The 20,181-nt window shown below is 53.4% G+C and carries 15 protein-coding genes and 1 pseudogene; 13 read left to right on the forward strand and 3 right to left on the reverse strand.

Annotated features, from left to right (window positions below):
• Nucleotides 1-61 precede the first annotated feature (61 nt).
• A complete protein-coding gene (locus J1784_RS17995) occupies nt 62-985 on the forward strand; it encodes a DMT family transporter (protein WP_120508844.1) in 924 nt (307 codons plus the stop codon).
• Between the two features lie 34 nt (nt 986-1,019).
• Here J1784_RS17995 and J1784_RS18000 read toward each other — a convergent pair.
• Together J1784_RS18000 and J1784_RS18005 are read right to left on the reverse strand one after the other, a co-directional pair.
• A pseudogene (locus tag J1784_RS18000) lies at nt 1,020-2,267 on the reverse strand (LVIVD repeat-containing protein).
• Nucleotides 2,268-2,276: 9 nt separating this feature from the next.
• On the reverse strand, nt 2,277-3,353 hold the full coding sequence (locus tag J1784_RS18005; RefSeq protein WP_217150326.1) for a sugar ABC transporter substrate-binding protein: 1,077 nt from the start codon (nt 3,351-3,353) through the stop codon (nt 2,277-2,279).
• 221 nt (nt 3,354-3,574) lie between these two features.
• Here J1784_RS18005 and J1784_RS18010 point away from each other — a divergent pair, with 221 nt between their 5' ends.
• Nucleotides 3,575-4,657: an oxidoreductase gene (locus J1784_RS18010; protein WP_217150327.1), complete on the forward strand. Its 1,083-nt coding sequence runs from the start codon at nt 3,575-3,577 to the stop codon at nt 4,655-4,657.
• Between the two features lie 84 nt (nt 4,658-4,741).
• On the opposite strand, the gene J1784_RS18015 is transcribed toward J1784_RS18010, so the two are convergent.
• A complete protein-coding gene (locus J1784_RS18015) occupies nt 4,742-5,272 on the reverse strand; it encodes an NAD(P)H-dependent oxidoreductase (RefSeq protein WP_217150328.1) in 531 nt (176 codons plus the stop codon).
• Between the two features lie 147 nt (nt 5,273-5,419).
• Between J1784_RS18015 and J1784_RS18020 the strand changes: the two genes are divergently transcribed.
• The 11 genes from J1784_RS18020 (at nt 5,420) to otsA (ending at nt 20,160) form a co-directional block, all read left to right on the forward strand.
• Nucleotides 5,420-5,779 (forward strand): winged helix-turn-helix transcriptional regulator, encoded by a 360-nt coding sequence (locus J1784_RS18020; protein ID WP_217150329.1) that lies wholly within the window; start codon nt 5,420-5,422, stop codon nt 5,777-5,779.
• Nucleotides 5,780-5,966: 187 nt separating this feature from the next.
• Nucleotides 5,967-6,983 (forward strand): VirK/YbjX family protein, encoded by a 1,017-nt coding sequence (locus tag J1784_RS18025; protein WP_120508838.1) that lies wholly within the window; start codon nt 5,967-5,969, stop codon nt 6,981-6,983.
• Between the two features lie 396 nt (nt 6,984-7,379).
• Nucleotides 7,380-8,945: an MFS transporter gene (locus J1784_RS18030; protein WP_217150330.1), complete on the forward strand. Its 1,566-nt coding sequence runs from the start codon at nt 7,380-7,382 to the stop codon at nt 8,943-8,945.
• An 88-nt stretch (nt 8,946-9,033) separates the two neighbouring features.
• The gene (locus J1784_RS18035; RefSeq protein WP_217150331.1) at nt 9,034-11,202 is read left to right on the forward strand and encodes a right-handed parallel beta-helix repeat-containing protein; all 2,169 of its coding nucleotides are present in this window, start codon (nt 9,034-9,036) and stop codon (nt 11,200-11,202) included.
• A gap of 68 nt (nt 11,203-11,270) precedes the next feature.
• Nucleotides 11,271-11,951, forward strand: a complete 681-nt coding sequence (locus J1784_RS18040) for an oligogalacturonate-specific porin KdgM family protein (RefSeq protein ID WP_217150332.1) — start codon at nt 11,271-11,273, stop codon at nt 11,949-11,951.
• 345 nt (nt 11,952-12,296) lie between these two features.
• On the forward strand, nt 12,297-12,542 hold the full coding sequence (locus J1784_RS18045) for a hypothetical protein (RefSeq protein ID WP_120508833.1): 246 nt from the start codon (nt 12,297-12,299) through the stop codon (nt 12,540-12,542).
• Between the two features lie 307 nt (nt 12,543-12,849).
• Nucleotides 12,850-15,549, forward strand: a complete 2,700-nt coding sequence (mgtA, locus tag J1784_RS18050; RefSeq protein ID WP_217150333.1) for a magnesium-translocating P-type ATPase — start codon at nt 12,850-12,852, stop codon at nt 15,547-15,549.
• Nucleotides 15,550-15,660: 111 nt separating this feature from the next.
• Nucleotides 15,661-17,328 (forward strand): Na/Pi cotransporter family protein, encoded by a 1,668-nt coding sequence (locus J1784_RS18055; RefSeq protein WP_238485583.1) that lies wholly within the window; start codon nt 15,661-15,663, stop codon nt 17,326-17,328.
• 48 nt (nt 17,329-17,376) lie between these two features.
• Nucleotides 17,377-17,736: a DUF2493 domain-containing protein gene (locus J1784_RS18060; RefSeq protein ID WP_217150334.1), complete on the forward strand. Its 360-nt coding sequence runs from the start codon at nt 17,377-17,379 to the stop codon at nt 17,734-17,736.
• 223 nt (nt 17,737-17,959) lie between these two features.
• The gene (gene otsB, locus J1784_RS18065; RefSeq protein ID WP_217150335.1) at nt 17,960-18,769 is read left to right on the forward strand and encodes a trehalose-phosphatase; all 810 of its coding nucleotides are present in this window, start codon (nt 17,960-17,962) and stop codon (nt 18,767-18,769) included.
• Nucleotides 18,766-20,160, forward strand: a complete 1,395-nt coding sequence (otsA, locus tag J1784_RS18070; RefSeq protein ID WP_217150336.1) for an alpha,alpha-trehalose-phosphate synthase — start codon at nt 18,766-18,768, stop codon at nt 20,158-20,160. The genes otsB and otsA overlap by 4 nt, the downstream gene beginning before the upstream one ends.
• Nucleotides 20,161-20,181: the final 21 nt, after the last annotated feature.

Here is a 20,181-nt window from a genome sequence, read left to right on the forward strand (position 1 = left end):
TTAACGTTGATAATAACATTACTAAAACAAGGCAATAGCCAATGTTCAATAGGGGACGTAAATGAAAGCGGGAGATTTTTGCCGTCTGTTACTGCTTGCGGCGATCTGGGGCGGCAGTTTTCTGTTTATGCGGGTGGCGTCTCCGGCTTTCGGAGCCATCAATACGGCGTTTTTACGCGTGTTGTTCGGCTTTATCGGGCTGGTGGTTATTCTGGCCGTAATGCGAACACCGCGTGATTATCAGCAAAAATTCGGCAGCTCATTACTGCTCGGGGTGATCAACTCCGGTTTGCCTTTCCTGATGTATTGCCTGGCGGCTCGCTGGTTACCGGCGGGCTACTCAGCGATCCTCAACGCAACCACGCCGCTGATGGGCGTGGTGATGGGAGGTCTGTTCTTCCACGAAGCCGTGACGCTCAAAAAAGCGCTTGGCGTGCTGGTTGGCCTGTTTGGTATTACCCTGCTGACCACCACAGGCAGTGCGGAATCAGTGCCGCAACTTCTGGCGGGCGTGATTGCGTGTCTGGTGGCGACGGGCTGTTACGCGGTGGCCGGTTTCCTGACCCGCCGCTGGATAACTGAACGCGGCGGATTAGATCCGAAACTGGTCGCCACCGGCAGCCAGCTGGGCGCTACGCTGTTCCTGTTGCCGTTTTTCCTCTACGCCTCAGCAACCGAAGTACCGGTTCACTGGGCGCAGCCGCTGGTCTGGCTTTGCGTGCTGGCGGTCGGCCTTATCTGCACAGCGTGGGCGTATATCCTGTATTTCCGCCTGATTGCCGATATCGGCCCGCTGCGCAGCATGACGGTCACGTTCCTGATCCCGCCTTTCGGTATTCTGTGGGGTTATCTGCTGCTCAATGAAACGCTGTCAGAAGGCTTCTTCGCCGGCGGAATACTGATCTGCGTGGCGGTCTGGCTGGTTCTCAGCCCGGCACAAAAGCGGGCGGGTAAGGCCAAAATGAGCGCACCTGAAAGTAAATAGGTTGAATCAAATGATTTCAGGTGCGGGCAAAACATCAGCCGAGATATTCGATAATCGATAAACCGCCGTTGTAGTCGGTGCTGTAGATAATCCCTTGTGCGTCGACAAACACGTCGCAGGACTGGATCACCTGCGGTCTGCCCGGACGTTTATCCATCATGGTGGCAGGCGCGGCAGGGACCAGCGCTCCGGTTTCTTTCGGCTGATAAGGATTGCTGATGTCGTAGGCGCGCACTCCGGCATTCTGGTACGTGGCGAAAATCAGCGTCGAACTGACAAAGCTTCCGGGCCGGTTTTCGTGCAAATTATGCGGGCCGAAATGCGCGCCTTTGCTGACGTAATCCCGTTCATCCGGCTGCGGGAAAGTCGAAATACTCACCGGATTCGACGGCTCGCGCACATCGAACAGCCAGATCAGTTTCTCGCCATCTTCCTGATTATCCAGCACTGCTTCATCGAGCACGACCAGCAAATCGCGGTCCGGCAGCGGAAGTGCAGTATGCGTACCTCCGCCAAAAGGCGGGCTCCAGTTACGATGCGAAATCAGCTGCGGCGCGCTGCGATCCTTAATATCCAGCAGCGTCAGACCACCATCGCGCCAGCTGGCGTAAGCGGTATCACCGCTGATAATCGCGTGATGCAGTGCATAGCGTTTGCCTTGCGGCCAGTCCGGTGTTTCTCCGCCTGCGGTGTGCATGCCTGGCAACCACCAGCGTCCGGCAACCTGCGGATTGCGCGGGTCAGCCAGATCGATAGTCAGAAAAATGTAATCGCTGTAGCCGTCAATCAGCGCAGAGACGTATGCCCAGCGCCCGCCGACGTACCAGATGCGATGCACGCCGATACCTTCCAGCCCGAGAAAACCGATCTCTTTTGGTTGATCGGGCACCGAAATATCGAAGATACGTACACCGGCGCTTCAGCCGCGCTGCTGCGTGCCTTGGACCGTGTCGCTGACAGAACGGGTGTAATACACTTTTTCATCAGCAAAACGCACGTCGGCGAACAAATCACGCGCGTTGATCACCAGCAGTAAATCGTCGTGCGCCTGTAAATGTACGTTCCATGTGCCCGGCGGCGCAGAGATAAAACCGGCGGCGCGCGGATTTTTCGGGTCACGCACATCCACAATAGAAAAGCCCTGCGACACCATATGGCCGATGTAGGCATAACCACGGTGAACCATCACCTGCACGCCGTCCGGTTTGCCGCCCTGATCGCTGTGGCCGATCAGCCGCATATTGCGGCTGTATTCCGGCGTCGGGAGAGTGTGTGTTGTCATCTTCCGCCCTTATTTTTTGTGTTGTGCTTCAAGGGTGGCGAACCACGGCGCAATAAAATCATCAGATTTGCCCCAGCCTGGAATGACTTTCGCCAGTGATGCGACGTTGACTGCATCCGGATTACTGATCAGCAGCGCCTGTGGAATGGCCGCCGCTTTAAATTCATAGCTGGCAGGCGTTTTCTCACCGGCAATTTTGTTCGCGACAAGACGCAGGTTGATCGCGCCAATCAGTTTCGGATCGACTGCCACGCTGACTTTCCACGGGCTGTTCGCCTCGCGCATCAGGCCGATATCCTGATTTGAAATATCAATGCTGTAGAGTTTGATCTCGGTACGGCCATTCTCCTGCAAGGCTTTGTACGCGCCCTGACTGAACGCGTCCCAGGTTCCCCAGATTGCATCGATTTTGCCTTTCGGGTATTTCGCCAGCAGCGCGCCGACTTTATTGGCGGTATCCCCCTGAACGTCAGAAGAGACCGCCCCGACAGATTCCAGCTCATGAATACCCGGATTGGCGGCTAAGATTTTTTTGTACGCATCCTGACGGCGTTCCATCGGCGGGAAACCGGCGACCCAAAGTTTGACGATATTGGCTTTGCCGTTGAAATCTTTAATCAGCTGCCCGACGGAAAGATCGGTGAGAGACGCGTCGTCCTGCTGGGTCACGGTTACACCGGGAATATCGCCGTTGACCGCGGTATCAAATACCGACACCGCAGTGCCGCTGGCGGTGATGCGCTTGAGCAATTCGGTGGAATAAGGGTCACGCCCTTGCGACAAAATGATGCCATCGTATTTCTGGCTGATGGCCTGATTCACGAAGTCCTGGAATTTGGCGTCATCGCCGTTACTGAGAAAGGTATTTACCTGAAAGCCCAGTTTGCGGCCTTCCTGAATGGCACCGGACACAAACTGCGTGGTGTTGTCATCGGAGCCCAGATTGCGGATCACCGCGATACGCACCGGGCCTTTATGTTCACTGATGGCTTTCGGAACCGGCGCGGACTCTGCGGCAACGGCGGCGAAAGAGGGGAAAACGGAGAGCAAACTTAACGCCAGTAATGACGAGGAGAACAGTTTCATGGTTATTACCCTGTGTGGTTAATCATCATTTTAACGGGAGGACAATTCATGACAGGCCTTGTTCAGGCTCTTATATTGAGTTAATGAATTGATTGCCCGAGTTTTGATGACCTGTGAATGAATGGCAACGAACGAAAAGGCATAAGTTAATGCCAAAGATTATTAGCCATCTGGATGTCCGGGCGTAGGATGATAACAGCTTCTAATTTAAGGATTTCCCCATGAGTGAGACAAATATCCGCGTGGTCACCGGCCCCGCCAACTATTTTTCGTTCCCCGGTGCTATCGACCGCCTGAGCGACTTCTACACACCGGCGCAGCTGGATAAAGCGCTGTGGGTTTACGGCGAGCGCGCTCTGGTGGCTGCGCAGGATTTCCTGCCGGAAGCCTTTACCGCCTCACAGGCAAAGCGGGTTCTGTTTAAAGCGCATTGCAGCGAAACCGAAGTACAGAGAATTTCGGAAATTGGCGGGAACGACCGTCAGGTGGTGATTGGCATCGGAGGCGGAGCGGTGCTGGATACCGCCAAAGTGGTGGCGCGTCGTCTCGGATTACCGGTAGTCGCGATCCCGACTATCGCTGCGACCTGTGCGGCCTGGACGCCGCTTTCAGTCTGGTATAGCGACGAAGGGCAGGCGCTGCGCTATGAAATTTTCAACGACGCCAACCATCTGGTACTGGTCGAGCCGCATATTATTTTGCAAGCGCCGAAAGAATATCTGCTGGCAGGCATCGGCGATACGCTGGCGAAATGGTACGAAGCCGTGGTGCTCAGCCCGCAGCCGGAAAAACTGCCGTTAACGGTACAGCTGGGCCTGAATACGGCGCTGACCATTCGTGATGTATTGCTCAATGAAAGCGAAGCGGCGTTGCAGGCGCAGGACGATAACCAGCTGACGCAGTCGTTCCTTAACGTGTTGGACGCAATTATTGCGGGCGGCGGTTTAGTCGGCGGACTGGGCGACCGGTATACGCGTATTGCGGCGGCGCATTCGGTTCATAACGGCCTGACTGCCTTGCCGCAAACCGATGCTTTCCTGCACGGCACAAAAGTGGCGTATGGCATTCTGGTGCAAAGCGCGTTGCTCAATCAGCCTGAAGTCGTACAGCAACTGACCGCATTGTATAAAGTGCTGGACTTGCCGGTCAGTCTGGCGCAATTGCAGGTGGATATTCACGACGGGCAACAGATGTCGCGCCTGATTGAACGCACATTACAAGCCGGAGAATCCATCCATTTGTTGCCGGGAAATCCGAATGCGGAACAGCTGCGTCTGGCATTTGAATTTGTCGAGAATAAATAGTCATCCGCTATTTTATTATATTCATAAACATAACCCGGCATGCGCCGGGTTTTTCTTTATCTTTTGACTTAACGACCGGATTATTTAAAAAGACTGAAGATAATCAATATAGCCTTTAGCACTGCGTTCTAATTCCTCCGGCACAATATCAAACTCTGCACCATAGAAAGCATAGAATGGCAGATAATTGGCCCCAACATATTTAGCGGTCATTTGGAAAGGCAAAAGTATTTCCTGCATGGAATGAAGATAACGTCCTTCAGGGGCACAATCCACTTCCTTAACCCCAGCGCTGACGGCCACTGCAAACTTGCGCCCTCTGAGCTTGTGCCCGCTGGCGGAGCCGTATGCCCAGCCGTAGGTAAATACTTCATCCAGCCATTGTTTCAGCAGCGGTGGACAGTTAAACCAGTACACCGGAAATTGCAGCACAATATTGTCATGCTGCTCAATTAACTGCTGTTCCTTCTGAACATCAATTACGCCGTCAGGATAAGCCTGATAAATCTGATGCACGGTAAATAAGTCAGGGTGTTTTTCTAATTCCTCTACCCACCTTTTATTGACCACGGAGTTATTGATATTTGGATGCGTAACGATAATGAGCGTTTTCAAGTAAAAGCCTCTCAATTTTTATATGAATCGTAATTTGAATCGTTAAATAAATAAGGTCATGTCCCGTTGATGTTTGCATCATAGGCAGCTTTAATTTAAAGTACAATACTGTCATTTGTGATATGTACTATACAAAAGGTTAGTGTCATGAACGAAGAAGTTATAAATGAAACGGTTAATGCCTGCGTACTTCAGGAAGATACGGGATTTGCCTACACGCTTTCGCTGGTCAGCGGAAAATATAAAATGGTCATCCTCTATTCTCTGACCGGCGCCACGCCCGTGGTGCGTTTCAATGAACTCAAACGCCGTCTGGGGAAAATTTCCTTCAGAACACTCAGCCTGACGCTGAAAGAGCTGGAAAGTGACGGCCTGATCATCAGAAATGAATACCCGCAAATTCCGCCCAAGGTGGAGTACAGCCTGTCAGCGCGCGGCCAGTCGCTGATCCCGGTGTTAGATATGATGTGCGAGTGGGGAACTGTTCACAGCAATGATCCTCTGTAACCCCTTACTAAAGATAAGAAAAAACTTTGTGGAGGAATAAAGGAGAAAGAGTAAGCATTGTGTAAACTAAACGGCAGCTAAACGCTCTTCATTTTGCCTGCTGAATTGGGTTCTCTTTAAATCCACGTTGTAAAGATGTTTAAAAATCGGGTGATACCGTGATTATTTCAGGCAGCGGAAACCGATCATGGAACACTCACCCCTTAACGAAACCGAATCCCTCAGCGGCACCTTTTCCTCGGGACAAATCGCCGCTGAAGAAACAATCAAAAAAAGCAGCGGATTCAGCTTGTTTATGGATCTGCTGAGCGGCGCACGTGTGCCTGATAACTTGTGGCGCGACCGCATGTTCCGCGTGAAATACGCCGTCCGTACGTTGTTGCATCCGCTCGATACCCTGAAAGTGCTTAACAAAATGGCCAGCGAACCGGTCTGGCATGAAGCATTCAGCGTGCAGACTAAATTGCCGAGCAAAATTCACAAACCTTATCTGTATCTCGGTCTGCCTTCTGCCGGGCGCGCCGACGCGCTGGTCGACCACTACGAGTTTGTGAGGAACCTCGAAAACGTTCAGATGCGTAACACCTTCCTCAGCGAAAAGGGCAACACCGTTACACAGTTCACCGGTAAAGACGGCGAAGCTTTCAGCGTGGTGCTGGGCTCAATCGGTAAATCTGAGCGCGAAGGCGAAGCCAATATGTTCTTGTATATGGAAGATACGTTGCTGGCGGCGCTGACCTTCAGCATTGTGCAACGTCCGGAAGGTCCGACGCTGATCGTTGGAGGATTCCAGGGCGCACACCGCTCAACGCCACATGACGTCATTAAGCAGGCAACAAAATCCTGCTACGGTTTGTTCCCGAAACGCCTGCTGCTGGAAACCCTGCAACGCGTCGCGGCTGAAACCGGCGTTCAGCGCATTCTGGCGGTAAGCGATACCGGCCACGTGTTCCGCAGCCTGCGCTACCGTCACCGTAAGAAAAACGTGTTTGTCGCCAGCTATAACGAATTCTGGGATTCCATCAGCGCCACACCCTATTCCTCTGCACTGTACGACGTGCCGCTGGAGTTGCCGCGCAAACCGATGGAAGAGATTGCCAGTAAGAAACGTTCTGAATATCGAAAGCGTTATACACTGCTCGATGAACTGCATGAAAGCACCGCGACGCTGCTGAAAAGCGGACCGCACGCCACTGCGCAATAAAACGACTCGCTGTAGCAGGCACCAGGGCCAGGGAATGGCCTTATTTGTCTGAATTTGAACGCCATAGCCATAATGGCTCCCGTCAGATGCATGACCTTCACGGAAAATTCCCGTCTAAAACTCTCATCCTGCCTGAACTTAACCCACGGTTTCATAAGCCATAGTTTTCTAATCATTCGGTTTCAAACCAATTCATTCCCAATAGTCGCGCAAAATGTGTATTAATTATGAATGATATTGTTACACGTATCTCAAAACTGACCGTTCATTCGACCACTCCTGTGTCAAATGTGAACTAATTCACATCTATTCATTCGCCTCGCCTATATAAAACGCCATATCCATAAAATCGAAACACCGGTTCAGATTTTTAAAACACTCTCGGGCGGGAATACTATGAACGCAGAAAAACCAATTCTTTTCAGACACCAGCTGGCGTATGGCGGCGGGAACTTACTGGGCAGCGGGGCGCTGGCAATTGCCGGTATTTGGTTGCTCTATTTCTACACCACCTTTTGCGGCCTGACGCTGTTACAGGCATCGGCCATCTTCTCTGTTGCCAGCATCATAGATGCTATCAGTAATCCGCTGATGGGTTATCTTTCTGATAATTTTGGCAAAACGCGCCTCGGCAAACGTTTCGGACGCCGTCGATTCTTTATCCTGCTCGGCGTACCGCTGATGATGTTCTACCCGCTGTTATGGGTCGAAGGCTTCGGATTCTGGTATTACCTTTCCACGTATGTGCTGTTCGAACTGATTTACACCTCGGTGATGGTGCCTTATGAAACACTGGCCACCGAAATGACCACCGATTTTTCGGCCCGTTCCAAACTGACCGGCTACAAAGCGATTTTCGGCAAAGTGGCGAACTTTCTGGCGGCGTTCATTCCTGGTCAGTTCATCCTGATTTACGGCAAAGATTCCGCGCAGCCGTTCTTCTTTACCGCGCTGACCTACGGCGTGATCCTGTGTATCGCCATCGGTCTGTTATATCTTTCTTCCTGGGAACGTCCGGTGGAAGAAACCACGCCGGTGGATGAGAAGAAAATGACGCTGGGTAAAACCATGCTGACGCTGGTGCGCGACATGAAATCTACCTTCCACCTGCGCGTATTCCGTAAACATCTGGGGATGTATCTGTGCGGTTTCGGCGCGGAATGGCTGTTCGCCTCAGTATTCACCTATTTCATTATCTTCGTGCTGCAATATGATCCGACAATGGTCGCCGGGCTGAGCAGTCTGAACTCAATCCTGCAACTGTTCTCTACCGCCATTTTCATCGGAATTTGTGTGAAACACGGCTTCAGCAAGCCTTACATTCTGGCGCTCGGCATCGTCGTATTCTCGGTCGCCTGCTACAGCCTGCTGCACTTGCTGCATCTGCCGCAGCAGTATGCGACCGTCGCCATGCTGACGATCACCGTGGTCTTTGGTATCGGTACCGGCGGCGTCTATTACATTCCGTGGACCGTTTACACCTTCCTGGCGGATATTGATGAAGCCTTTACCGGCCGTCGCCGCGAGGGAATTTACGCGGGTGCAATGACCTTCTCCGGTAAGCTGATGCGCTCGGTGATTGTCTTTGTGATGGGCGCGATTTTAAGCTTCTACGGTTTCCAGTCTAAATCCCATACTCAGCCTGAAAGTGCGGTGACGGCGATTGCGCTGGTGTTCTTCATCGGCGTAATTGCTCTGGCGCTGATGGCGATGGTCTTCAGTCACCAGATGAAACTGAACCGCAAAACGCACTTAGTGGTGCTGGGCGAAGTGGCGCGTATCAAAGCGGGCGGGGCAATCAGCGAGATCCAGCCGGACGTTCGTGCGGTGATGGAAGAACTGATCGGCTATCCGTATGAAGAATGCTGGGGCAACAGCAAAGTCTGCCGCAAAATCTTCGACACTCCCGCTGTGGAAGTTGACCCCTCTAAGCCGATGGTCAGCGCCACGCAAAAACCGTAACCCCTGATTTAACTCTGCTTTTTATGACTTCACCGACTGGCCGGGACACCGGCCAGCGACCCCTCACGTTTTTAGGATAAGAACGATTATGCGGGCATCAAAATTTATTATTGCCGCGCTTTCCCTCGGAATGAGCGCACAAAGCATCGCCGCTGCATTGCCTGACGCCAGCAAACTGGTCTGGCACAGCATCACTTTCGGTCAGTCAACCGACGTCAATTTCGCCACCAACGTTTTGCCACAAAAAATCGGTATGAACGAAATCCGGCTCGCAGACGGGGAACCTGTACCTGCCACCGGCACATTGCTCACCACGCCGTTTACGCTTGAAAGCCGTGGCGGCAAGGTCGGTAACAGTCACGATGGCCTGACCTATTTCTATACACGATTACCGGCTGACGTGAATTTCCGCCTTGAGGCTGATTTCACCCTCAACCAGTTCGGGCCGGAAAACGGCGCAAAACCGGCGGGGCAGGAAGGTGCGGGATTACTGGTACGCGACATTCTCGGTACGCCGCGTGAACCGGTAACCAAACCCGGCATTGAAGAGTTGCCGGCCGCTTCCAACATGGTGATGAACAGCGTAATAACCACCGGGGATAAGCCACCGGTGCTGGCGCTGATTGCCCGTCAGGGCGTGCAGCAACCGTGGGGAAATACCGGTATCAGTATCGTGCGTGAAAGTTATCAGCCGCTGACCACGCCCGCGCATTTTTCACTGCGCCTGACCCGTACCGACAGCGGTTTTGATGTCGCTTACGCCCCGCAGGGCAGCGACCAGTGGGTCAGCCATTCCGTTCCGGGCGCTGACCGCGTAACGCAGCTGGATAAAACCGGTTACTACGTCGGGTTTTTCGCGTCACGCAATGCCAGTATCACCGTGGAAAACGCCAGGCTGACGCTGGATGAGGCGCATACACAACCTTCAGGGCCTTACGTGACACCGTCACTGAATGCGCGCATTGAAATGATGTCATCGCCGGTGATCACCCGGCGCGACAGCGTGATTCAGTTGCGCACTAACGGCGACGGTCAGTTACAGATTGAGCAGGATGGCAGGCCCTTGCTGAGTCAGAGCGCCGTTCGCGGCGGCGAAGCGGTCACCGTGCCATTCCACGCGCAGCATCCGGTCACACCGTTGCAGCTCACCTTTACGCCGGATAACGGAAAACCTGTCATGCAGGAATTTCCGCTGAAAATGGCGCTGGTCAGCAATCCCGATGAATTGCACGTGTCGCCGCAGGGTGAGGCCGGTAACGACGGTTCCGCACAACATCCGCTGGATTTCGCCAGCGCAGTCAATTTGTTAGCGCCGGGCGGTACGTTGTGGCTGGCGGAAGGTGAATATCCGGCAGGCGTGATACCGGCCACCGCCAGCGGCACGGAGAAAAACCCCAAAACGCTGCGCGCGCAGGGCGATAACGTGGTGTTTAACGGGCTGAAACTCGACGCCAGCTTCTGGAATATTCAGGGGATTACCTTCACGCAAAAAAGCTTCCACATTGCCGGCAGCTACAACCATATCGACCGCGTGAAAGCGCATCACGCCGACGATACCGGCATCTGGGTCGCCTCACCGGACGGTATAGGCCGGGCGCTGTGGGCCAGCCATAACCTGATCAGTAATTCAGAATCCTGGGGGAATCAGGATCCGGGGCGCAAAAACGCTGACGGATTCGCGGTAAAAATGCGCGTCGGCGAAGGTAACCGGCTGGTGAATTGCTATTCGCACGACAACATCGACGACGGCTTTGACTTATTCAACAAGATTGAGGACGGTCCGAACGGCAGCGTGACGATTGAAAACAGCCTGTCGGTTCATAACGGCAGCAACGGTTTCAAACTCGGCGGCGAAGGATTACCGGTGGCACACGTCATCCGAGACAGTGTGGCAGTCGAAAACGGCATGGACGGTTTCACCGACAACTTTAACCCCGGCGCGCTGAGCGTTGAGGGTAACCGCGCGGTCGACAACAAACGCTTCAACTTCCTGTTCCGCCCGTCGCCTTACACTACGGCAGACAAGCAAGGCACCTTCAAAGACAATCTTTCCCTGCGCACTTCGCCGGGGAAATATGACGATGCCGTCACCGGCAATGTGGATGACAGTAATTATTTTTATACTAACCACAAAACAGTGAATAAACAGAATATAGAAGTTCAGCCCGGAGATTTTATTTCTTTGCGGCTGCCGGATCCGATAACCCGTCTTTCTGACGGCGGATTTAATTACGCTGACTTTCTGAAGAAAAAATGATTGCAGCGCTGTTAAAAAGCAACACCCTTTTAAAATAATATTACTCAATATCTCTGGGATTTATAAAAATGAAAAAGTGCAGACTGATACTCTGCGGCTTACTGCTGGCCAGCGCCAGCAGCCACGCCGTGACGATTGACCTTCGCCATGAATGGCTGGACGACAGTAAACAACATAAAGACCGCGCGATGGTATCGCACCGTTTTGCCAACGGATTTGGTTTCTCGCTGGAAGCAAAATGGAAGTCTGGTGGAGACAATTCAAATAAACCTTTTAATAATCTGGTAGATAATGGTACAGAGAGCACTATAAGCTATCAGTACAAGATTACGCCAAACGTGTTTGTCCAGCCGGGTTTTACACTGGAATCCAGTTCAGACAGCAGTATCTATAAGCCGTTTTTAACCGCGGGATATACATTCGACAGCGGCATCTATTTTAACGCCCGTTACCGTTATGAATATACGCGATATACCAAGGATAATACCGATGACCGTAAAACCAACCGTGGTGAAATATGGTTAGGTTATCGTGTCGCCGACTGGCGGTTTGAATATAATTACATTTACAAGCACAGCGATCAGATCCTTTACGACAATGATAAATGGGATTATGAACAGGATCTGAAAGTTGCCTACAATATTAATAAACAATGGACGCCTTATGCGCAAATCGGCAATGTGTCGGTCAGAAAAACCACCGATGAAAGACAGACACGCTTCCGTTTAGGGATCCAATATAATTTCTGATGTTATCACATTACGTTGTGATATCCGCCAGCCGGACAGTGAAAGCTGCCCGGCTATTTTCTCACTGAAATATAAACGAAACATATCATTCGCCTTTTTCGGGTTGACAATAATAAAGTGCATGGGTAAATTGCACGAGCCGGAAGTAGCGGCCTTTATTAACTTTACATAAGAGACTAATGGACACTGTAACCAGTAGCTTGCCGGATGACGCTGAAATAGCGCGCCGGAACAGTAAACATAAAATCGATTGTGATCATTTCATCGTTTGGGTGTGCCTCGCCAGAGCCTGATGCTCTCGTGTAATCCCACCTCAACCTGAATGTCACGGTCCCGAGGTGTGTTATGAAGTTCAAATCTACCCTTTTTTCTGATGTCAAAACAGTGACATCCACTTTGCGTGTCCGCCCGTCCCGCGACCGGACGCTGGCTGCGCGCAAAAAAGACTCTGCATCTGTTTTTTCTTCTAAAATCAACAAACTGAATCACCGCGTCACGACGTGGCGGGTCAGTCCTGTCACCGGTCAGCTGGAACAACGCTGCATCGTTTCTGACAGCGAAGAACCTCAAAGTCGGGTTTCCCTTCACTGATTCAACGCAAGCATTACGCTGCGCTGAACATCGTCTTGACGCATGCCTGATGGCAATTGTCTTTTTATTATTGCCACCCTAAAAAGTGACGTAATAAAAAAAACCGCCGGTTATGCATCATTAAAAGACACACAATCAATTTCACTCTGTTTATTCACTTTTTAATTAAAGGAAAATAAACGGCGGGGAATTCTGCGTAAAAAATAATTAAATACCGATCGCTGAAATAACGTGAAGGGATCCTGCTGTCTGAAATTAACAGACTGCGGATTTCACCTGGTCGTTATCCGGTGACAGGAGCATCACCATGACTGCACATAACCAAAACATCGCAGAAAGAAAAAAACAGGCGCTCTCCATGCGCGCCGTTCAGGAAGCCAATAATGGGGTGGAAGTCACCCTCATCAATGTCAGTTCGAGCCGCGAAGGCCTGACGCATCAAAGTGCGGCCCAGCGTCTGGAAAAACAAGGGTACAACGAAGTGGCTCACGACAAGCCGCCTCACATGCTGGTTCAGCTGGTTAAAGCTTTCAATAATCCGTTTATTTATGTGCTCACCGTGCTGGCAATTATCAGCTTCTTTACCGATTACTGGTTGCCGCTGCGTGCGGGGGAAGAAACCGATCTGACGTCGGTTTATATCATCGGCGCGATGGTCGGTCTGAGCGGGCTGGTGCGTTTCTGGCAGGAATATCGCTCTGCCAAATCCGCCGAAGCGCTGAAAGCAATGGTCCTCACGACGGCCACCGTGTTACGTCGTGAACTACCAGGTAAAGAGGGCAAACTGTGTGAGATCCCGATGCGCCAGCTGGTGGTGGGCGACATCGTGCAACTTTATGCCGGGGATATGATCCCGGCGGATGTCCGGCTGCTGGAATCGCGGGATCTGTTTATCAGTCAGGCCGTGCTGACCGGCGAAGCGTTGCCGGTCGAAAAGTACGACACGCTGGGCAACGTCGCCCAAAAATCAGCGGATGAAAGCGGGGCGGAAAACGAGAATCTGCTGGATATCCCGAACATCTGCTTTATGGGCACCAATGTAGTCAGCGGCACGGCATTAGCGGTGGTGGTCGCCACAGGCCCGCGCACCTATTTTGGTTCGCTGGCAAAAGCCATTGTCGGCACCCGCGCGCAGACGGCCTTTGACCGCGGCGTGAACAGCGTCAGCTGGTTGCTGATCCGCTTCATGCTGGTGATGGTGCCGGTCGTGTTCCTGATCAACGGCATCATGAAAGGTGAGTGGTGGGACGCGCTGCTGTTCGCGGTGGCGGTTGCCGTCGGTCTGACGCCTGAAATGCTGCCCATGATCGTCAGCGCCAATCTGGCGAAAGGTGCGATGGCAATGGCGAAGCGCAAGGTGGTGGTGAAACGCCTGAATGCTATCCAGAACCTCGGTGCAATGGACGTGTTATGTACCGATAAAACCGGCACGCTGACGCAGGATAAAATCATCCTTGAGCACCATATCAACACGCACGGCAAGAAAGACGCCTCGGTGCTGGAACTGGCGTGGCTGAACAGCTACCACCAGAGCGGCATCAAAAATCTGATGGATCAGGCGGTTATCTGGTTTTCTGATAACACGCCAGGCTTTGTGAAACCACAGGGTTACAGCAAGGTCGATGAAATGCCGTTCGATTTCGTGCGCCGTCGTTTGTCCGTGGTCGTTAAAGACCGCAACGCAAACCATCTGCTGGTGTGTAAAGGCGCGGTGGAAGAAATGCTGAGCATTTCCACGCATATCAGCGAAAACGACAATGTGGTGGAACTGACCGAAGCGCGGCGCGATGCGTTGCTGGCGATGTCGAATGAGTACAACAAAGACGGTTTCCGCGTGCTGGTGGTCGCGACCCGCGAAATCCGTCGCGCAGAAACCAAAAAGCAGTATGGCACTGCCGATGAGCACGACCTGATTATTCACGGATTCCTGACCTTCCTGGATCCGCCGAAAGAAACTGCCGGTCCGGCGATTGCCGCGATGCGCGATATCGGCGTCACCGTGAAAGTGCTCACCGGCGATAACGCGGTGGTGACCAGCCGCATCTGCCGTCAGGTCGGGCTGGAGCCGGGTGAGCCACTGCTGGGGCCACAGATTGAACGTCTGGATGACGCGTCGCTGCGTGAACGGGTAGAGGAGTGCACGGTCTTTGCGAAACTCACGCCGCTGCAAAAATCCCGCGTACTGAAAGCTTTGCAGGCCAACGGGCATACGGTCGGATTTTTGGGGGACGGGATTAACGATGCGCCTGCGCTGCGCGATGCCGACGTCGGGATTTCCGTCGACAGCGGCACCGATATCGCCAAGGAATCCGCCGATATCATCCTGCTCGAAAAAAGCCTGATGGTGCTGGAAGAGGGCGTGCTGAAAGGGCGCGAGACGTTCGGCAATATCATGAAGTATCTGAACATGACCGCCAGCTCGAACTTCGGCAACGTGTTCTCGGTACTGGTCGCCAGCGCGTTTATTCCGTTCCTGCCAATGCTGGCTATCCAACTGCTGCTGCAAAACCTGATGTACGACATCTCCCAGCTGGCGCTGCCGTGGGACAAAATCGACAAAGAGTTCCTGAAAAAACCGCGCAAGTGGGACGCTAAAAACATCGGTCGTTTCATGGTGTGGATTGGCCCGACCTCGTCGATTTTCGATATGACCACTTTTGCGCTGATGTGGTACGTGTTCAGCGCCAACAGTGAACATATGCAGACGCTGTTCCAGTCCGGCTGGTTCGTGGAAGGCTTGCTGTCGCAGACGCTGGTGGTTCACATGCTGCGCACCCAGAAAATTCCGTTCATTCAGAGCACCGCCGCCTGGCCGGTGATGCTGATGACCGGTCTGGTGATGGCGATTGGGATTTACGTGCCGTTTTCGCCGCTCGGTCCGGTAGTCGGTTTGCAGGCGCTGCCGTGGGAATACTTCCCGTGGCTGGCCGGTACGCTGCTCGCTTACTGCTGCGTGGCGCAGGGCATGAAGACCTTCTATATCCGCCGCTTCAAACAGTGGTTCTGATCCGCTGATCACAGGTGCCGCAGCTAATCGCGGCACCTGCTTTTATCGTGACTTTGCTGTTGGTAACGGTTTTTACACCACAAAAACAACCCTGAAAAAGGGGACACTCTTATGATTATGACCACTCAATCCGGAACCACACTGCTTATCCATCTGGCAGGCGCCATTGCGCTGCTGCTGTGGGGTTCTCACATGATTTCAACTGCGCTCCAGCGCGGATTTGGTACCCCGCTGCGTCACTGGATGGGGCGACATCTCACCAACCGCTGGATGGCGCTGTTCGCCGGTATCGGCATAACCGGCCTGTTGCAAAGCAGCACTGCGGTCAGCCTGATGGCGACCTCATTTACTGCCGCCGGAACACTGAGTCTGGCACCCGCGCTGGCGGTTATGCTCGGCGCGAATATCGGCTCGACGCTGGTGGTTCAGCTAATGAGTTTCAACACCGAAATTGCCGTTCCTTTGCTGATACTGAGCGGGTTTGTGGTGTTCAAACTTCGTGACCATTCCGGCTTTGAAAGTGCGGGCTGCGCGCTGATAGGGCTCGGCCAGATGCTGCTGGCGCTCGGCATGCTCAGCGCCACGCTGGGACATATCGAAACCACGCCGGTATTTCACGCCGTGATGCAGGGGCTGGAGGGCGATACGCTGATTGCGCTGATGGTCGCCATTATTCTCACGCTGATTTGTCATTCCAGCGTGGCGGTTATTTTGCTGATCGCCTCGCTTGCCGCTACCGGCGTGATGACCCCGGTCACTGCGATGGTGCTGGTGCTGGGCGCAAATATCGGTGGGGCGTTGCCGCCGCTGCTGAATGCCGGTTCAGCGGTAGCGCGCCGTCTGCCGCTGGGGAATCTGCTGGTGCGTGGCGCGGGATGCGTGGTGGCACTCGCGCTGATGCCGATGCTGGGCAAACTGGCTGCCGGTCTTTCGCTGACCACGCCGCAGCTGGTGGTGATGTTCCATACTGCGTTCAGCGCCATTCTTGCGGTGATGTTTATCGGTTTGACCGGCCCGCTGGCGCGCGCACTGGAACGTTTTTTCCCGGAAGAAGAACGGCCGGCAGATCCGGGAATGCCGATGTATCTCGACGAAGCGGGGCTGGGTATTGCCTATATCGGGCTGTCCAATTCCGTGCGCGAATCGCTGCGCGTTGCCGATATGCTCAACGTCATGTTAGAGCGCCTGCGTGCGCTGTTTGTCGCGCCGGATCCGCTGAAGGCTGGCGAAATCCGTCAGGCCGACCACTCCCTCGACGAGCTGAGTGCGGCGATCCGTGCGTATCTGGCGGATATCGGGCAGGAAGGGCTAAGCGATTCCGATGCCGACCGGGCGCAGGAGATCCTGATGTTTGTCATCAACATTGAACACGCAGGCGACATTCTTTCCAGCAGCCTGACGCAGCTGGCGACCCGCCGTGCGCGCCGTGGCGAGCTGTTCAGCGAGTTCGAGCTGCAAAATATCGGCCTGCTGCACACGGAAATCCTGACGAGCCTGCGTCTGGCGATCACCGCATTCCTTGGCGAGGATTTACCGGCTGCACATCAGCTGGTGGCGCGTAAAGAAGTCGTGCGCCAGATAGAAGCCACTGCCAGCCGCGAGCATTTCAGAAAGCTGCGTGACGATAAGAATGCCTGGGCGGAATCCGGGGATATCTTCCAGCGGGTGTTGCGCGATTACCGGCGCGTGCATCATCACATCGCCGCCGTCGCTTATCCGGTGATTGACCGTCTGAGTGAGGAAGACATCATCACCGACGAAACCGGTGCAGAAGCCTGAATGCTCAACAATAAATGGCCATCATAAGAAGAAAAAGAGGGGAAGCTGATGAGGGTTCTGATTTGCGCAGGGCGCTTTTATGCCGATATACATACGGTGACACGGGTGCTGGATTTATATGTTCAATCGCAAACCGTCAGCGTGATTATTCACGGCGGCCATCAGTCTCTGGGGGGAATAATTGAACGCTGGGCGCGCGGCGCAAATGTCCACGTCGTGCGCTATCCGGCCAACTGGTCTTTGCACGGCAAACACGCAGAAATTCGCCGCAATCTCTTCATGTTTGAAGACAGCAGACCGGATGTGGTGCTGGCTTTTTCAGGCGGAGAAGACACGGCGGAGTGTGTTGCGCTGGCGTACCGGAAGGGGATCAAAGTGATTGATATCGGAGAATATCTTAATGAGTGACATTGTCACTTTATCGGGGGTTTTCTGAAGTTTGTTTCAATGCAGACCGGCATCGGCGGGCTTGTGGATAAATCTGATAATCCCGCCGGTGCTCTGATAAGGGGCTATATTTGTTTATTCGAAATTTGTTTACTCGAAATTCGAAAATAAAAAACAAGAAAACGCCCGAAGGTTTTCAGCGCAATGATGCGTTGTGTCGTAACTTATCAGCAGGAGAACTACTTTGACCTCAGAAATTCAGGAAAACACCTCCGAAACACCGCTACTTCCGCACCCGGACAGTCAACAATACGCCTTCTTTTTCGATGTCGATGGCACCCTCGCCGAAATCTGCGATGAGCCCGACGCCGTGACCATTCCGTCCGAAGTCCGCCAGCATTTGCAGACGTTGTTTGCTGCGTCCTCCGGCGCGCTGGCGCTGATTTCCGGCCGTCCGGTTGAACAACTGGATCAGCTGGTCACGCCGTTAATTCTGCCCGCAGCGGGTGTCCACGGCGCAGAAATGCGCGATGGCGCGGGACAATTTCACCGCGTGACGTTACCGGCGCAGATGGCAAAAGACGTTGAAGAAACGCTCGCCGCCGGGATGCAAAAACTTCCCGGCACGTTGCTGGAAATCAAAGGAATGGCCTTCGCGCTGCATTACCGTCAGGCGATGCTCCATCAGCAGCACGTTCTCGAACTGGCGGAATCGGTGGTGGCGAAACACCCTGAGCTGGTGCTCCAGCCCGGGAAATGCGTCATTGAAATCAAGCCACGCGGCAAAGACAAAGGTGCGGCGATTTATGATTTTATGCAGCAACCACCGTTTGCCGGACGTCTGCCTGTGTTTGTCGGCGATGACCTGACAGATGAAAAAGGGTTTGAAGTCGTCAACGCCATGAAGGGCATCTCCGTGAAAGTCGGCGAAGGTTCCAGTCTGGCGCAGTATCGGGTAAAGCATGTCAGTGACGTCCATCAATGGATAAAAAAGTTACAGCGTCACGAAGAAATTTCCCATCCTTCTCACATTTCTAAGGAGTCAAACTTATGAGCCGCCTGGTTGTTGTATCTAACCGAATTGCTATTCCTGACGGGTCGAAGTCCGCAGGCGGGCTGGCCGTGGGGATCCTTGACGCTCTGAAAAACACGTCCGGCCTGTGGTTTGGCTGGAACGGCGAAATCAGCGAGATTTCCGGCGAAGACGACCAGGATGAGCTGAGTGTGGTCGAAGATGACGGCATCACTTATGCCTCGGTGCCGCTGGATCAGAACGATTACGACCTCTATTACTGCCAGTTTTCCAATGCCGTCCTCTGGCCAGCGTTGCATTACCGCACCGATCTGGTCGATTTCCAGCGTGAAGCTTGGGATGGCTACTGCCGCGTCAATGACCTGCTGGCGAAAAGATTGCAGCCGCTGATCAAAGACGACGACATTTTATGGATCCACGATTATCACCTGCTGCCATTCGCCTCCGCGTTACGCAAGCTGGGTGTGAAAAACCGCATCGGTTTCTTCCTGCATATTCCGTTCCCGACGCCGGAAATCTTCAACGCCGTACCGACGCACGATGAGCTTATCAAAATGATGAGCGAATACGATCTGCTCGGTTTCCAGACTGAAAGCGACCGTCAGGCGTTTCTGGATAATCTGAGTCAGCTGACGTCGCTGGAACAGACGGATTCCGGCACGCATCAGGCGTTTGGCAATACGTTTACGACCGGCGTGTATCCGATCAGCATTGCGCCAGAAAGTATCAAAGAGATGGCGGAAGGGCCGCTGCCACCGAAAATGGCGGCCATTGAACGCGAACTTCGCGAAGCGCAAAATATTATTTCCTGCGAACGTCTTGATTACACCAAAGGACTGCCGGAGCGTTTTCTGGCCTTTGAAGCGTTGCTGGAAAAATTCCCGCAGCATCGCGGCAAAGTGCGTTATACCCAGATTGCGCCGACCTCGCGCGGCGATGTGCAGGCGTATCAGGAACTGCGTCATCAGCTGGAAACCGAAGTCGGGCGCATCAACGGTAAATACGGCAGCATGAATCAGACGCCGCTGTTTTATCTCAATCAGCATTTCCAGCGCAGTCTGCTGATGAAATTGTTCCGCCTGACCGATGTCGGGCTGGTGACGCCGCTGCGTGACGGCATGAATCTGGTGGCGAAAGAATATGTCGCGGCACAGGATCCGGCAGACCCCGGTGTGCTGGTACTTTCGCAATTCGCAGGGGCGGCGAATGAACTGACGTCAGCATTGATTGTCAATCCTTATGACCGTGATGACGTGGCGGCGGCGCTGGATAAAGCCCTGACCATGCCCCTGGCCGAACGTCAGGCGCGTTACAACGACATGATGGCCGTGCTGACTAAAAATGATATCGCGAACTGGCGTGAAACCTATTTGCGCGATCTGCACAATCTGACGCTGCACGGCGGGCAATAAAACGCCGTCGTTCGCTGTCTC

This window comes from Rahnella ecdela (genome assembly GCF_019049625.1).
Taxonomy (GTDB): domain Bacteria; phylum Pseudomonadota; class Gammaproteobacteria; order Enterobacterales; family Enterobacteriaceae; genus Rahnella; species Rahnella ecdela.

What these genes read in the sequence shown, in the direction of transcription:
- J1784_RS17995 (WP_120508844.1), top strand. Translation starts at nt 62, where the DNA reads ATGAAAGCGGGAGATTTTTGCCGTCTGTTACTGCTTGCGGCGATCTGG.
- J1784_RS18005 (WP_217150326.1), bottom strand. Translation starts at nt 3,353, where the DNA reads ATGAAACTGTTCTCCTCGTCATTACTGGCGTTAAGTTTGCTCTCCGTT.
- J1784_RS18010 (WP_217150327.1), top strand. Translation starts at nt 3,575, where the DNA reads ATGAGTGAGACAAATATCCGCGTGGTCACCGGCCCCGCCAACTATTTT.
- J1784_RS18020 (WP_217150329.1), top strand. Translation starts at nt 5,420, where the DNA reads ATGAACGAAGAAGTTATAAATGAAACGGTTAATGCCTGCGTACTTCAG.
- J1784_RS18025 (WP_120508838.1), top strand. Translation starts at nt 5,967, where the DNA reads ATGGAACACTCACCCCTTAACGAAACCGAATCCCTCAGCGGCACCTTT.
- J1784_RS18030 (WP_217150330.1), top strand. Translation starts at nt 7,380, where the DNA reads ATGAACGCAGAAAAACCAATTCTTTTCAGACACCAGCTGGCGTATGGC.
- J1784_RS18035 (WP_217150331.1), top strand. Translation starts at nt 9,034, where the DNA reads ATGCGGGCATCAAAATTTATTATTGCCGCGCTTTCCCTCGGAATGAGC.
- J1784_RS18040 (WP_217150332.1), top strand. Translation starts at nt 11,271, where the DNA reads ATGAAAAAGTGCAGACTGATACTCTGCGGCTTACTGCTGGCCAGCGCC.
- J1784_RS18045 (WP_120508833.1), top strand. Translation starts at nt 12,297, where the DNA reads ATGAAGTTCAAATCTACCCTTTTTTCTGATGTCAAAACAGTGACATCC.
- mgtA (WP_217150333.1), top strand. Translation starts at nt 12,850, where the DNA reads ATGACTGCACATAACCAAAACATCGCAGAAAGAAAAAAACAGGCGCTC.
- J1784_RS18055 (WP_238485583.1), top strand. Translation starts at nt 15,661, where the DNA reads ATGATTATGACCACTCAATCCGGAACCACACTGCTTATCCATCTGGCA.
- J1784_RS18060 (WP_217150334.1), top strand. Translation starts at nt 17,377, where the DNA reads ATGAGGGTTCTGATTTGCGCAGGGCGCTTTTATGCCGATATACATACG.
- otsA (WP_217150336.1), top strand. Translation starts at nt 18,766, where the DNA reads ATGAGCCGCCTGGTTGTTGTATCTAACCGAATTGCTATTCCTGACGGG.